Annotated in this window: 12 protein-coding genes and 3 pseudogenes; 9 read left to right on the top strand and 6 right to left on the bottom strand. The window is 64.7% G+C overall.

The features are described from left to right. Positions 1–99 precede the first annotated feature (99 nt). Positions 100–1,251, top strand: a complete 1,152-nt coding sequence (locus tag AC5P74_RS09460; protein WP_346607250.1) for a serine hydrolase domain-containing protein — start codon at positions 100–102, stop codon at positions 1,249–1,251. A gap of 6 nt (positions 1,252–1,257) precedes the next feature. On the opposite strand, the gene AC5P74_RS09455 is transcribed toward AC5P74_RS09460, so the two are convergent. Together AC5P74_RS09455 and AC5P74_RS09450 are read right to left on the bottom strand one after the other, a co-directional pair. Beyond that, complete coding sequence (locus AC5P74_RS09455) at positions 1,258–2,130, bottom strand: methylenetetrahydrofolate reductase (RefSeq protein WP_346607251.1); 873 nt, start codon at positions 2,128–2,130, stop codon at positions 1,258–1,260. Beyond that, positions 2,130–3,044, bottom strand: coding sequence for a LysR family transcriptional regulator (locus AC5P74_RS09450; RefSeq protein ID WP_171957003.1), 915 nt, complete (start codon positions 3,042–3,044; stop codon positions 2,130–2,132). Before AC5P74_RS09450 ends, AC5P74_RS09455 begins: the two co-directional genes overlap by 1 nt. A gap of 75 nt (positions 3,045–3,119) precedes the next feature. Here AC5P74_RS09450 and msuE point away from each other — a divergent pair, with 75 nt between their 5' ends. The 3 genes from msuE to AC5P74_RS09435 are packed head-to-tail and all read left to right on the top strand — an operon-like array spanning position 3,120 to position 5,820. Further along, positions 3,120–3,713, top strand: a complete 594-nt coding sequence (gene msuE, locus AC5P74_RS09445; protein WP_346607252.1) for an FMN reductase — start codon at positions 3,120–3,122, stop codon at positions 3,711–3,713. Between the two features lie 55 nt (positions 3,714–3,768). Next, positions 3,769–4,746 carry a DUF1852 domain-containing protein gene (locus AC5P74_RS09440; protein ID WP_138951290.1) on the top strand — a complete coding sequence of 326 codons (978 nt, stop codon included), beginning with the start codon at positions 3,769–3,771 and terminating at the stop codon, positions 4,744–4,746. A 39-nt stretch (positions 4,747–4,785) separates the two neighbouring features. After that, entirely contained in the window at positions 4,786–5,820 is a 1,035-nt protein-coding gene (locus tag AC5P74_RS09435; protein WP_495204887.1) for a methionine synthase, read from the top strand. On the opposite strand, the gene AC5P74_RS09430 is transcribed toward AC5P74_RS09435, so the two are convergent. After that, a complete protein-coding gene (locus AC5P74_RS09430; protein ID WP_495204886.1) occupies positions 5,777–6,337 on the bottom strand; it encodes a hypothetical protein in 561 nt (186 codons plus the stop codon). The genes AC5P74_RS09435 and AC5P74_RS09430 overlap by 44 nt on opposite strands. Positions 6,338–6,443: 106 nt before the next feature. Then, on the bottom strand, positions 6,444–6,656 hold the full coding sequence (locus AC5P74_RS09425) for a hypothetical protein (RefSeq protein WP_088497589.1): 213 nt from the start codon (positions 6,654–6,656) through the stop codon (positions 6,444–6,446). 66 nt (positions 6,657–6,722) lie between these two features. Between AC5P74_RS09425 and AC5P74_RS09420 the strand changes: the two are divergent. Both AC5P74_RS09420 and AC5P74_RS09415 read left to right on the top strand, forming a co-directional pair. After that, positions 6,723–7,049: pseudogene (locus tag AC5P74_RS09420) on the top strand (arsenic transporter); the annotation flags it as partial. After that, a pseudogene (locus AC5P74_RS09415) lies at positions 6,988–7,322 on the top strand (LysR substrate-binding domain-containing protein); the annotation flags it as partial. The pseudogenes AC5P74_RS09420 and AC5P74_RS09415, both read left to right, overlap by 62 nt. A gap of 65 nt (positions 7,323–7,387) precedes the next feature. On the opposite strand, the gene AC5P74_RS09410 reads toward AC5P74_RS09415, so the two are convergent. After that, complete coding sequence (locus AC5P74_RS09410) at positions 7,388–8,602, bottom strand: chymotrypsin family serine protease (RefSeq protein ID WP_495204885.1); 1,215 nt, start codon at positions 8,600–8,602, stop codon at positions 7,388–7,390. Positions 8,603–8,787: 185 nt separating this feature from the next. Here AC5P74_RS09410 and AC5P74_RS09405 point away from each other — a divergent pair. Then, positions 8,788–9,084: pseudogene (locus tag AC5P74_RS09405) on the top strand (PfkB family carbohydrate kinase); the annotation flags it as partial. Positions 9,085–9,144: 60 nt separating this feature from the next. After that, a complete protein-coding gene (locus tag AC5P74_RS09400; protein WP_070489131.1) occupies positions 9,145–10,074 on the top strand; it encodes a DUF6708 domain-containing protein in 930 nt (309 codons plus the stop codon). Positions 10,075–10,078: 4 nt separating this feature from the next. Here the strand turns inward: AC5P74_RS09400 and AC5P74_RS09395 are convergent, their stop codons facing one another. After that, positions 10,079–11,653, bottom strand: a complete 1,575-nt coding sequence (locus AC5P74_RS09395; RefSeq protein WP_346607257.1) for a S15 peptidase family protein — start codon at positions 11,651–11,653, stop codon at positions 10,079–10,081. Positions 11,654–11,755: 102 nt separating this feature from the next. Between AC5P74_RS09395 and AC5P74_RS09390 the strand changes: the two genes are divergently transcribed. Then, entirely contained in the window at positions 11,756–12,826 is a 1,071-nt protein-coding gene (locus AC5P74_RS09390) for a hypothetical protein (RefSeq protein WP_241744526.1), read from the top strand. Positions 12,827–12,836: the final 10 nt, after the last annotated feature.

Here is a 12,836-nt window from a genome sequence, read left to right as displayed (position 1 = left end):
GCCTCCGGCAGCTGTTGGGTAGATACGCCCGGTACGTCCTGCGCCGGCCCGCCTTCGGCCCGCGCTACCATCACCACGACGCCGCTGCGAGCCACGCGCATGTACCACGACCCTGTCCGACGCCGTCTGTGTGCGGCGCTGCTGGCCACCGGCTGGGGCCTGTCCGCATCATCGGCGCTGGCGAGCCGGGCGACGTTAGCGGGATGCAGTTCGCTGACCGCATTGCTGCAGGCCGAACGGCAGCCTGGCATGGCGGCGGTTCTGGTCGATCACGGGCGCATTGCCGCGCTGTCCACGACCGGGCGGCTCAGTGACAGCCGGACTGCACCGATTGATCGCCATACCGTGTTCGAACTGGGGTCGATCACCAAGCTGTTCACGGCCCTGCTGATATTCCGGCTCCAGCAGCGGCAGCTGCTCGACGTCACCGCGCCCATCGGCCTGTACGTGGAGGGGTTGCCTTCCGCTTGGGCATCCACTTCGCTGCTGCAGCTGCTGAGCCATACCTCAGGCATTCCCAACTATCTGAATGAAGACAACTTCCTGCGGTTGATGCCGACGAATCCAGGCCCCCGTGAACTGCTTGCAGAGGTGGCCGAGCGGCCGCTGGAGTTTGCGCCCGGTGCGCGGCACGCCTACTCCAATACGAACTACATCCTGCTCGGCCTGGCCATCGAGCATGCGACCGGCATGGATTACTGGCGCATCCTCCAGGAGGAGATCCTGTCGCCGCTGGGCATGCGTGATGCGGGGCCGCGTCGTGCAGAGGAGCGGCGCCGGATTGCCCAAGGGCATCTGTTCCAGGATGGCCACTGGCGCGCACCGCCTCCCACTGCTCCGGGCTCGGCATGGGCCGCCGGCGGCCTGCTCGCGAGCATCGACGACATGGCGCGCTTTGCTGTGGCGCTGGACCAGCATCGACTGCTGCCCGAGGCGTCCCTGAAACGGATGTGGTGCGACACACTGCTCTCCAATGGCAGCAACGCGGGCTGGGGGGCCGGCTGGGAAGTTTCCGATGGCGGAAAGGTCGTCGGCCATGGCGGCGGAACCGCAGGCTTCACCGGGTATTTCCGGCACCGTCCCACCGATCGAAGAACACTCGTCGTGCTGATCAATCGCGCCGGAGACATCAACCCGCAGGGTATTGCAGAGCGCCTCGACCTGGGCATGCGTCACTGCAATGGGAGGCTTTCCAGGCCTGCGCCCGCGCTGGAACATGCCGGCGCCCGGACAACGCGATTCCTGCAGTGATCCGGATCATCCACTCTGGCTGATTGAAATGCGCCGCCGGTACTGCGCCATCCACTCCAGCGACGGCGCAACACCACCGAACGGGAAGAAATGCGGGCCGACCTGGCCATGGGCGTCCGTCAGCCCGTTCACCAGTCGATCGACGAACACCTCCGGCCCCGCCGTGCCGAGCAGCCGGCCGATCGAGATGCCATACCTGGCCAGCATCGATGCACTGGCGCCTACGCCGCACATCGCGGCGTATCGCAGCAGCCGGGTGATGCTGGCCGGACCCGGCACACCGACCAGCACCGGAACCGCGATGCCACGCGTGCGCAGTGCATCCAGCCAGGCCAGCACGGTATCGGCATCGAAGGCGAACTGGGTGACGACCAAGGGGGCCATGCCACGTGCTTCGATGGCCTGGCATTTACCCTCCAGCGCCTGCCAGCGTTCTTCACTGCGCATTGCCGGATGCCCTTCCGGGTGCCCGCCGATAGCAACGACCTTGATGCCGCATTGCTCCAGAACACCGGTCTGGATGATCGAAGCACTGTCGGCAAACGGTCCGGCAGGTGTGGCCAGGTCGCCCGCGATCAGCAGGCAACGCGCGACCCCGGCTTCGCCGGCGGCACGCTCCAGGAAGCGTTCAAGCGCTGCGCGTGACCCGACGCGCCGCGCAGAGAGATGCGGCATCGGTTCGAATCCGAGCGCGCGCACCGTGTGCGCGGCGGCCAGGCGGGTGTCGTCATCCTCGCTGGCCAGGTAGGGAATGGAGATGACCGTACCGCGCGGGATCCGATCCGCCTCGGCGCACAGCGCGGGCATGGCCTTCGCGCTGACTTCCAGTGAAAAAGCGCTGATGAAGGCGTCCGCCCGCAGTGACAGGCCTGCCGGCATCAACGTGCTCCGCCCACATTGCCGGCAAGCGGCGAGCTGTTGCGGGCCAGTTCGATGAAGGCCTGCAGGTAGTCGATACCGGTATCGGCCTCGCGCGCGCCCAGGTAGATCTGCTTGGGGATGCCCTTGGCGCCCAGCCGTACGGGCACCACCTCCATGCGCGTGGCGTACTCCTCCACCAGCCAGCGCGGCATGGCAGCCACGCCGCGGCCGCTGGCCACCATCTGCATCATGATGTCGGTGGTTTCAATGGCCTTGTGGCGCCGCGGGGTGATGCCGGCCGGCAGCAGGAACTGGTTGTAGATGTCCAGGCGCTCGAACGGCACCGGGTAGCTGATCAGCACTTCCTGGCTGAGCTGGCGCGGCTTTACGTGGTCCACCTTGGCCAGGGCGTGGTTGCTGGCCACCACCAGCACCTGCTCGTAGTCGAACACAGGGATGAACTTCAGGCCCGGCTTCAGCAGTGGATCGGGCGTGACCAGCAGGTCGATCTCGTAGCCGAACAGCGCGCCGATGCCGCCGAACTGGAACTTCTGCTTGACGTCCACATCCACGTCCGGCCACGCGGCCAGGTACGGCGAGACGATCTTCAGCAGCCACTGGTAACAGGGGTGGCATTCCATGCCGATGCGCAGCGCGCCGCGCTCGCCCTGGGCAAACTGGCGCAGGCGCTCCTCGGCCAGGTCCAGCTGCGGCAGCACCCGGTTGGCGACTGCCAGCAGATATTGCCCGGCCTGGGTCAGCCGCAGGCTGCGGCCTTCGCGCAGCCAGACATCGGTACCCAGCTGCTGCTCCAGCTTCTTCATGCTGTGGCTGAGCGCCGACTGGGTCAGGTTGAGCACGCCGGCAGCAGCGGTGAGCGAGCCCTGCTGCTCGACCTGCTGCACGATGCTGAGGTGGATCCGCTCCAACATTAAGATGAATCTCACTCATGGATAGGTGAAGTAATACCATTTTACGTCATGGAAAGGCATGACTAGGATCGGGTCATGCCTTCATCCCAACGCCCCCTCCGTATCGTCGCCGTTTCCGGTGGACTGCAGCGCCCCTCCCGGGCCGCCACCCTCGCCGAGCACCTGCTGGGCCTGATCGGCGAGAACATGCGCAGCGATCAGCAGCTGATCGAACTCGGCGAACTGGCGCCGCAGCTGGCCGGTGCGCTGTGGCGGTCGCAGCTCCCGGAGGTTGTCGAGCGCCAGCTGGTGGCCGTCGAACGGGCCGATGTCCTCGTGGTGAGCACGCCGGTCTATCGCGGCTCCTACACAGGGCTGTTCAAGCACTTCTTCGACTTCATCGACCAGGACGCGCTGGTCGATACCCCCATCCTGCTGGCCGCGACCGGCGGCAGTGACCGCCATGCACTGGTGATCGATCACCAGCTGCGGCCGCTGTTCAGCTTCTTCCAGGCCCGCACCCTGCCCCTGGGCGTGTATGCCACCGACCGCGATTTCACCGAGGGGCACGTGCACAACGAAGCGCTGATCCAGCGCGCACGACTGGCGGTGCAGCGCGCAATGCCGCTGCTGGCGCTGTCCCATCGCGGCGCGCGAGTCGCCGCCGCCGAGGCCATCGAAGCCTTTTGAAGCCAGATGCCGCCGACCTGCATCTGGATGTCACCCCGCAAACGGAACGCCGCCCATGACGAACGACGCTTTCACCTTCAGCATCACGCGCATCCCCTTCAACGAGGATTACCAGCCGGCCGAAGGCACGCGCATCACCACCAACTTCGCCAACCTGGCGCGCGGTGCGTCCCGGCAGGAAAACCTGCGCAACACCATCCGCATGATCAACAACCGCTTCAATGATCTGGCGCATTGGGACAACCCAAGCGCCGATCGCTACGCGGTCGAGCTGGACATCATCTCGGTGGAGATGCACATCGACGGCGCCGACGGCAGCGATCCGTTCCCGTTGATCGAAGTGCTGCGGCCGACCATCGTCGACACGCAGACCGGCGTGCGTAGCGAGGGCATCGTTGGCAACAACTTCTCGTCCTACGTGCGCGACTACGACTTCAGCGTCGTGCTGCCGGCCAGCAACGAGGGCAAGGCCACCTTCGGCCTTCCGGAGGGCTTTGGCGACCTGCACGGCAAGCTGTTCCAGCACTTCCTGCGCTCGGACGCCTACCGCGCCAACTTCAGCAAGGGGCCGGTGATCTGCATCAGTGTTTCCAGCAGCAAGACCTACCACCGCACCGAGAACCATCACCCGATCCTGGGCGTGGAATACCGCCAGGGTGAGTTCTCCCCCACTGACCAGTACTTCGACAAGATGGGCCTGCGGGTACGCTATTTCATGCCGCCGGGCAGCGTCGCACCGCTGGCGTTCTACTTCCAGGGCGACCTGCTGGGCGATTACTCGAACCTGGAGCTGATCGGCACCATCAGCACGATGGAGGCCTTCCAGAAGATCTACCGCCCGGAGATCTACAACGCCAATTCCGTGGCCGGCAAGGTCTACCAGCCCAGCCTGAAGCACCAGGACTACTCCTCCACCCGCATCGTCTACGACCGCGAAGAGCGCAGCCAGCTGGCGGTCAAGCAGGGCCGGTTCACCGAAGAACACTTCATCAAGCCGTACCGCGCCGTGCTTGAGCAGTGGGCCGCCCGCTGATCCATCGATTTCCCATTCGCCCCCAGGACACACCACACGATGCCGACGAAGACGCTGCTCCCCACCTCCACCGCAGGCAGCCTGCCCAAACCCTCCTGGCTGGCAGAGCCCGAGAAGCTCTGGTCACCCTGGAAGCTGCAGGACGAAGGCCTGATCGAGGGCAAGCAGGACGCCCTGCGCCTGTCCCTGCAGGAACAGCAGCATGCCGGCATTGATATCGTCAGTGACGGCGAGCAGACCCGCCAGCACTTCGTCACCACCTTCATCGAGCATCTCAGCGGCGTCGACTTCGAGAAGCGCGAAACCGTGCGCATCCGCAACCGCTACGATGCCAGCGTGCCGACCGTGGTTGGCGCCGTGAGCCGCCCCAGGCCGGTATTCGTCGAGGATGCGAAGTTCCTGCGCCGCCAGACCACGCAGCCGATCAAGTGGGCGCTGCCCGGCCCGATGACGATGATCGACACGCTGTACGACGCGCACTACAAGAGCCGCGAAAAGCTGGCCTGGGAGTTCGCGAAGATCCTCAACGAGGAAGCGAAGGAGCTGGAGGCCGCCGGCGTTGACATCATCCAGTTCGATGAGCCGGCCTTCAATGTGTTCTTCGACGAAGTGAATGATTGGGGCGTAGCCGCACTGGAGCGCGCGATCGAAGGGCTGAAGTGCGAGACGGCGGTACACATCTGCTACGGCTACGGCATCAAGGCCAACACCGACTGGAAGCAGACCCTGGGATCGGAATGGCGCCAGTACGAGGAGTCGTTCCCGAAGCTGAAGGCCTCCAACCTCGACATCATCTCGCTGGAATGCCAGAACTCGCACGTGCCGATGGACCTGATCGAGCTGGTGCGTGGCAAGAAGGTGATGGTCGGTGCCATCGACGTGGCCTCCAACACGGTGGAATCGGCGGAGGATGTGGCCAACACGCTGCGCAGGGCGCTGCAGTTCGTGGACGCCGACAAGCTCTACCCGAGCACCAACTGCGGCATGGCGCCGCTGGCGCGCGATGTGGCCAGGGGCAAGCTGCGCGCACTCAGCGCGGGGGCGAGGATCGTACGTGAGGAGCTTTTGGCGTAGCCCTGGCTGGGGATGTGTTCCCGTTTCGGCGCGGGGAGGATGGAACCTGGCCGGGTACAGACCAGGCTCCACCTCGCCCCTGCACCTCGGGCCTGGCGGCCGTCATGCGCGGCCGTGGCGCCAGCGCTTCCTTGATCCGCCCCATCTCCCCTGCCCCGGCTTCGGCCAGGCGCCGGGCCTGCTGCCGCTGCTCCCGCGTGAGCGCCGGAGGCGGTGGAGTACCGGCGGCATCCACCAACCGCGCCACCGCATCGCGCAGAGGCAACTGCGGGCAGAGCCGTGCAGCACACCAGCGCTCGGCGTAGCGCTTGGCCTGACGGGCGCTGGTGGCGGACACGACCTTGGCCTGTGACATCTTGCGTGCGTCCAGGTACAGACGGAACCCGAGCGCGGCATGCGGCACGATACTGGCCACCGAACGCCCGTTCCACCACAGGTCCCAGCGCTCGCCGCTCTGCACCCAGCCCGAGGGCTGGCGGGCTATCATGAAATCGGGAGCGCTGGAGGGCGAATGCATGGCCGTAAGAATACGGTCGGCCGTCGCATGGACTGAGATTGCGGAGTGGCGCTGGCAACCTCACAACGCTTCTGCCGCAGTGAAGCCCTCTTTACCACTCCCCTCTTTACCACTCTGGGCCGAGCAGTTTCTCCACCTCGGTTTCGAGCCTCTTGGCGGCTTCCTCCTGCGAGGCCACCTTGATGCACAGCCCGGACTGGGCGGGCCCGAGGGTCAACCGGTAACGGTTGATGGTGCCGTCGCCGTCGCCATCCAGTTCCACCCGGGCCACCCGGGTTCGGCCATTGGCGTTGAAGGTCCAGCCCTGGTAGTCGAACATCGTTGAGTCCACCGCAACGCCCTGAATGGCTCCCACCTTATGCGGGGAGGTGCGACACCCCGCCCGATGCTCGCTTCCTGTTCCTCTTTCCTCATCTGGGCGGCCGTGACCGTGGCGACCCTCGGCCTGCTGTTCCGGCCATTCCGCATTCCGGAGTACGTGTGGGCACTGGGGGCTGCTCTTCTGCTTCCACTGCTGGGAACGGTGCCGTTCGGCACGACCTTGCACGCGGTGGCCGAGGGCCGCGATGTCTATCTGTTCCTGATCGGCATGATGATGCTGGCCGGGCTGGCCCGGCTGGCCCGGCGCGAAGGCCTGTTCGACCCGGCACAATCATTCCCTGGCACGCAAGCGCAAGGTGGAATGGGCGGATCTGGCCAAGCGCCAGTTGATCACCGTGCACCGCGCAAGCGGCAACCGCACGCTGCTGAATGGTGCGTTGGCGCGTGAGAGCCTCAAGCTCAGCTGGCACTACGAAGTGGCCCACCTGTCGACTCATTGGGCATGGTCGAGGCCGGCATCGGCGTGTCAGCGCTGCCGAAGATGGCCACGCCGGACGGGGATCACCCCACCCTGGTGACACGCGCGATCGGCAACCCGGTAGTGTCGCGCACGATCGGCATAGTCCGCCGCCGTGGTGCCCTGCTCTCGCCCACGGCAGAGCGCGCCACCTCTCCTGCCCGCAGCAATTCCCTGCGGCGCCTACTGAAGGCTTCCTCGGTCCCGGTGCCTCATACCGGGTCGAGATTCAGATCGGCAACCTTGCCGAAGGGCATGACGGTCAACGCCTTGCAGCTTCCCTTCTCGATTGAATCACTGGGATTCTCAGCGGATTTTACGATCCCGTAGCCTGAGCCGCTCTTGTTGAAGACGGCGGCGCCGCTGTCACCGGACGCGCATGCAAGTTCGGAGCCTTCCACTCTTCCCCAAGTGGGTGCACAGACTGCAGCGCCACATACGCCCAACGGGGCGTGCTGCACCGATGTGACGGTTCCGCAACTGAAGCCGGTGCGAGCCCCTCGGAAGCAAAGGAGGCGATGCAGTGGAAGGTCCGCATGGATCAGTATCAATGCCTTCGTCTGGTACTCACCCTTCAATTCTGCGAACACTTCCTGGAGCGGTGTATTTCCAGCAGGAAGCGAGTGCCATTGAACATCGTGACTACCGTCGAAGAGCGCGTCCTGGAATGTCAGTGGCATCATGACCTGCGGGCCACCAACCTCATGATCGTAATTGCTGTAAAGCAACTGATCATCGCAGTGCGCTGCCGTAAGGAGCCCTTTTACCTTGGTCAGCTTGTGCCGAACCGCAAGGCCGCTTGTGCACATCCTGCCATTGGCAGTCAGGATCGCCCCACCGGCGGTGTACGCCGAATTGCGGAAGGGATCCCTCCCAAGGATGATGTTGACCTTCAGCTTCGCAGCCTCTTCAATCTTGCGCTTGGCCGCTTCATACGATTTTGCATCGGCTCCACGAACCGAAACGTCAATCATGCCCAGCTCGGGGCGGCCGTCCACACTCACTGCATCAGGTATGAGTTCGACCACAAGTGGAACGACTCTATGCATGGTTTCGGAGAACTCCTTCTCCGTGTACGGATACCCCTCCTCGAACTCGACCCTGATGGATGAGTCACTCACTCTGAAGTGCCGGACCGCCTCCATCATGTTTCCCTTCAGTCCAACAACGAGGTGTTGATCGGGCATGTTTTCGATCGAAACAAATGCGAGCCGATCACTGTATCGCCGTTTCAGTTCGGCGATGACCGAAGGTAGCTCGGATTCAACTTCCAGCCTGCGCTTGGCGGTGTCGAGTGACACGCCGTTCGCACTCATGTAGGCCTTGGCAGCGATATCCGATTCCTTCTCCGAAAATGCCTGGCCTGCCGGCATGACCGCGAGACTCTGAGCTGACGCGAGAACAAGCAGAACTGATGCTAGCGACATCTAGGTTTCCTCCATGGAATGAGTTCAGGAGCCAGTGCCGGCTCCACGGCCGAAGGTAGCAGGAAACCTCTTTGCGCTCGGCGGGGCAGGAGGGCCATTCACCGTTTCGTGATGCATTGCGCGCTTCAACGCAGGTGTGCGTCGCGCCAGATCAAGCTTAGCGCTGGTAGTTCTTCAGAAACAGCCAGGTAATCAGCGCCGACCATCACGTGCTCGGTGCGCTGCTGCTGGGACGCGATGGAACCCGCGCGCAGGCTCCTCCGAGGCCGCTGCCCGGCATCGTTGATCGCATCGGCGGTGGCGATGCCTTTGCCGCCGGCATCGTGCACCGATTGCTGTCCGGGCTGGACGCAGAAAGCACCGTGCGCTTCGGACTGGCTGCGGGCGCGTTGAAGCACGCCATTCCCGGCGACTTCAGCCCTGCCCGCGAAGCTGAAGTCCGGGCGCTGATGGAGAGCGACCAGTTCGACGTTCGTCGCTGATCTCCCCCAGGATAATCCCGCTAGAATCCAACGGGCGCTGGAATCGCGCAGGGATCGCCCATGGATTACACCGGATACACGCGCAAATTTCCCAACAACCGCCCGCTGAATGCGTTTGATCGTGAGCACCGCCTGCTGCGGAAGAAGCGACTGGATGTCGCGCCGCTGGCGCAGCTGTGCGTGGTGAAGATGAATTCGAACTGCCTGGTTTCGGTGGATCGCTGGTTCGCCGCACGTGGCTTTGCAGCCCTGCTGGGCGCGATCGGCATTGCCTTCGGGCTGGGCGGCATGCTGATGCTGCTCTGGTTGCTGGTCGTGAACAGGCTACCGAACCAAAACGGCCTGTGGGAGGCGATATTCATAGGCATGGCGATGCTGGCCGTCTTCACTGCAGCGAGCATATGGGTAGCTTGCCTCGAGCTGTTCCGTTGGACCTACTATCCGATCGCGCTTGATCGCAAGCATCGGCAGATACACGTGTTCCGGCTGGATGGCACCACCCTCAGCGCGCCCTGGGACCGGGTGTATTTCACGCTTGGCCGCGGAACCGGAACCTTCGGATGGTACAACTGGGATGTCCGCGGACTGATCCTGGACGCGGATGGCGTGACAGTACGGGAGACGTTCGCGTTCTGCATCGCGACCTCCCGCATCGAGAACGCGCATGCCCACTGGGAGTTCCTGCGGCGCTACATGGAAGAAGGACCGGCAGCCGTCGTGGACGCGGTGCACTACTGCATGCCGCTGGACGGCAAGCGCGAGAGCTTCGCGTCCGGCAAGGAGCGCATCTTCGCCGAAGACGCGCAGCTCCCGGGTTTCATGTGGCTCACGATGCTGCCACTCAACTACCTGCACACGATCATGCGCTGGGTGGTGATGCAGACCAGCAGGATTCCGCGGTTTCCACCGGACATCGAGGCGTGCCTGACACCGGACGCCGGTGATCCCTGTGTCCGCGACGCTTCGATGAATCCACCGGACCTGCGCTGACCCATCAATGCAAAGGCACCTTCAGCACCGAAGGCGCGTTGGCTGGCGAGCTGAAGGTCACCGCACCGCCCAGCTGGCTGATGCCCGCATAGCGCAGGTCCACGGTATCGACCACCAGGGTCAGCCGGCTGCCGGTCGGGAGGTTCCAGCTGCTGGCTTCCAGGCGAAGATCGATGGTTCTCGGCTGGCCGGGCGTGGCACCGCGCAGGGTGTACGGCTTGTGGCTGATCAGCTGGCCGTTGCCCAGCATATCCTCGGCATACAGGTAGGCATACAGCGTGGTGTTGGCGCGAGTGGGCGTCACCGTCAACCGCACTTCCGGTGCGCCATCCAGGCGGCGTGCACTCCAGTAGATCGGGCCCTGCCAGACGCCTGCGGCGTTGCGGCCAACGAATGGTACATAGGCACCGGGCGGCAGGTTGAACATCTGCAGCGCGCCGGACGCCATCACCACGCCGGAGTTGGCGGCAGTAAGCAGGCCGCTGCCGATCCGGTAGTTCCAACCGGTGCCGCCACCGCTCTCGGCCAGCCCTCCGGTGGGCAGCAGAAGCCCGGTCGGCGCGGTCAGCCCGTAGCTTACGGCGCCGGTAGAGGTGGCCTGCCAGTCCGGATAACGGCTCCAGCTGCCCTTCTGCGACTTCAACTGCACCGCCGGCTGGCGATCGATGCCATTGGCCACGCCCTTGAGGTAGTGGTCGAACCAGTCGCCCACCGTGGCATAGACCTCATTGGGAATGCCGAGCGCACCGAAGGCTTCGTTGAGGGCGTGGTCGCCATGGCGCAGCTGCAACTGCTTGGGTCCCTTCAGGCGGGTGAAGAAGTCGACCAGCTGGCCCGGCGGAAACAGGCTGTCGTTGAAGGCGTTGGCGAGGAATACCGCGGGTTGGTTGGCATTGATCTCATCAAGGCTGCTGGCCGGGCTGCGCTGTGCCGCCACCGGCAGCAGCGAGTCCACCGCCCCCTGGTAGTTGCCGACCAGCACATTGCCGTTGATGGTGGCCAGCTCCGCCCCGGGGCGGCCAGTGGCCAGGCCGGCTGCCACCAGCAGGGCAATACCCTGCGCGCTGGGCGTGTCATGGCTGTAGAGCGACGCCTGCAGGTCGGCCCAGCCGCTCAACGCGGCAACGGCCTTGATGCGCGGGTCGCGTGCCGCCGCCAGCAGGCTGGTGCCGGCCCCATAGGAGATGCCCGATACACCGATTCGTGAGGGGTCGGCACGGGTGTTGTCCAGCGCCCAGTCAATCAGTGCACTGACGTCCTCGACCGTGGCCGGCCCGGCGATGTCGATGCTGCCGCCCGACTCCCAGAAGCCGCGCGAGCTGTAGCTGATGACCACATAGCCGCGCTGCGCCAGCGACTGTGCCGCGCCCACGTACTCCACGCTGGGCACTGCCCAGCTGCTGGGCATCACCAGCAGCGGATAGCGGCCACTGCCGGCATCCTGGGGTTCGATGACGAAGGCCCCGAGGGGCGTGCCATCCCAGCTGGGGATGGTGCGATGGGTGGTCTTGACCGTGGCCGCCAGGGCCGTGGGCGCCAGCCCGGTCAGCAGGATCAACAGCAGCAGAACCTTGCGCATCGTTGTCTCTCCCCGTCGGTGGTGGTGCAACGGATCGGACCGTACCAGTGCGAATGGTGGCTGGCACCTTGCGACGCAACATGCCGCAAAGCGCGCCTTGCTATGCTTCAAGGCACTGCGGGCCCTCCGCAGTCTCCCATCAAAGCAAGGACGCCCCCGATGCACAGGATGCTCGTCGCAGGCACGCTCTCCAGCGTCGCCTGTCTGTTCGCCCCTTTAGTGTTGGCGGAAGATGCCCCCGAACCGGCCAACGATTGCGCGGAGATTGCGCGGCTGATGGCCAACGACGACTTTGCGGCACTTGATGCGATGGCCGCGCGTTTCCGCAAGGGCGAGCTCAACGCCGCCGGCCAATCCCGGCTCGGCCGTTTCTACATCTGCATGTCGCGTGCAATCGGCACGTCGCGGCAGGAGGTTCAAGCCTGGAACGACTGGTCTGCATGGGCGGCGCGCTGGGTTCAGCACGCGCCGAAGTCTGCGGCGGCCCACCTGATCACCGCACGGATTCCACTCAACCTGGCCTGGAGCTACCGCGGCAACGGTTACGCCAACACCGTCAACGCCGACGACTGGGCACAGTTCCATGAGTACAACGCGGTTTCGCGGGCCTACCTGCAATCGCATGAGGATGTTGCCGGCGGCGACCCGTTCTGGCACGAGATGAACGTGCTGATCGCGCTGCGCGAAAGCGCGGATGACGACGAAATGCTGGCGCTCGTTGATCGCGCAGCGAAGGCCTTCCCCGACTACGAACCACTGCACCTCATTGCCATGGAGTACTTCACGCCGGCCTGGGGCGGCAGCGCGCAGAAGATGGAAGCCTTCGCGCGGCACTCGATGGCCAGCGCACCAAAGAAGAAGCGGGCCATGCGCTACGCACGGCTGTACTGGTCGGCCACCGCGTATTCGCCCGATCACTTCCGCGCGGCGAAGCCCGATTGGCCGCTGATGCGCCAGGGACTGGACGAAATCGCCCAGCAGTACCCGACCATCGACAACCTGGAATCGATCGTCCGCTATGCCTGCCTGGCACGCGACAGCGACGCACTGGTCCGCTGGAATCGTTTGTGGTTGAGCCGCAGCGGTTTCGACGAGGCGGCCATTGCGAGCTCGACCGAGCAAAGCAAGGCCGCATGCCTGGCGCCGGACGAAGAACAGGAAGCATTCCTGTAGCGCCCGCCGC

The organism is Stenotrophomonas sp. YJH_SMC_94-11, from assembly GCF_059370435.1.
The sequence above is the reverse complement of the archived record's forward strand: the minus strand, read 5'-3'. Positions and strand labels throughout refer to the sequence as shown.

Excerpts from the sequence above, each read along its gene's own strand:
- AC5P74_RS09410 (WP_495204885.1), bottom strand. The coding sequence starts at position 8,602 with ATGTCGCTAGCATCAGTTCTGCTTGTTCTCGCGTCAGCTCAGAGTCTC.
- AC5P74_RS09395 (WP_346607257.1), bottom strand. The coding sequence starts at position 11,653 with ATGCGCAAGGTTCTGCTGCTGTTGATCCTGCTGACCGGGCTGGCGCCC.
- AC5P74_RS09435 (WP_495204887.1), top strand. The coding sequence starts at position 4,786 with ATGCCGACGAAGACGCTGCTCCCCACCTCCACCGCAGGCAGCCTGCCC.
- AC5P74_RS09390 (WP_241744526.1), top strand. The coding sequence starts at position 11,756 with ATGCTTCAAGGCACTGCGGGCCCTCCGCAGTCTCCCATCAAAGCAAGG.
- AC5P74_RS09425 (WP_088497589.1), bottom strand. The coding sequence starts at position 6,656 with ATGTTCGACTACCAGGGCTGGACCTTCAACGCCAATGGCCGAACCCGG.
- AC5P74_RS09430 (WP_495204886.1), bottom strand. The coding sequence starts at position 6,337 with ATGCATTCGCCCTCCAGCGCTCCCGATTTCATGATAGCCCGCCAGCCC.
- AC5P74_RS09460 (WP_346607250.1), top strand. The coding sequence starts at position 100 with ATGTACCACGACCCTGTCCGACGCCGTCTGTGTGCGGCGCTGCTGGCC.
- AC5P74_RS09455 (WP_346607251.1), bottom strand. The coding sequence starts at position 2,130 with ATGCCGGCAGGCCTGTCACTGCGGGCGGACGCCTTCATCAGCGCTTTT.
- AC5P74_RS09400 (WP_070489131.1), top strand. The coding sequence starts at position 9,145 with ATGGATTACACCGGATACACGCGCAAATTTCCCAACAACCGCCCGCTG.
- AC5P74_RS09440 (WP_138951290.1), top strand. The coding sequence starts at position 3,769 with ATGACGAACGACGCTTTCACCTTCAGCATCACGCGCATCCCCTTCAAC.
- AC5P74_RS09450 (WP_171957003.1), bottom strand. The coding sequence starts at position 3,044 with ATGTTGGAGCGGATCCACCTCAGCATCGTGCAGCAGGTCGAGCAGCAG.
- msuE (WP_346607252.1), top strand. The coding sequence starts at position 3,120 with ATGCCTTCATCCCAACGCCCCCTCCGTATCGTCGCCGTTTCCGGTGGA.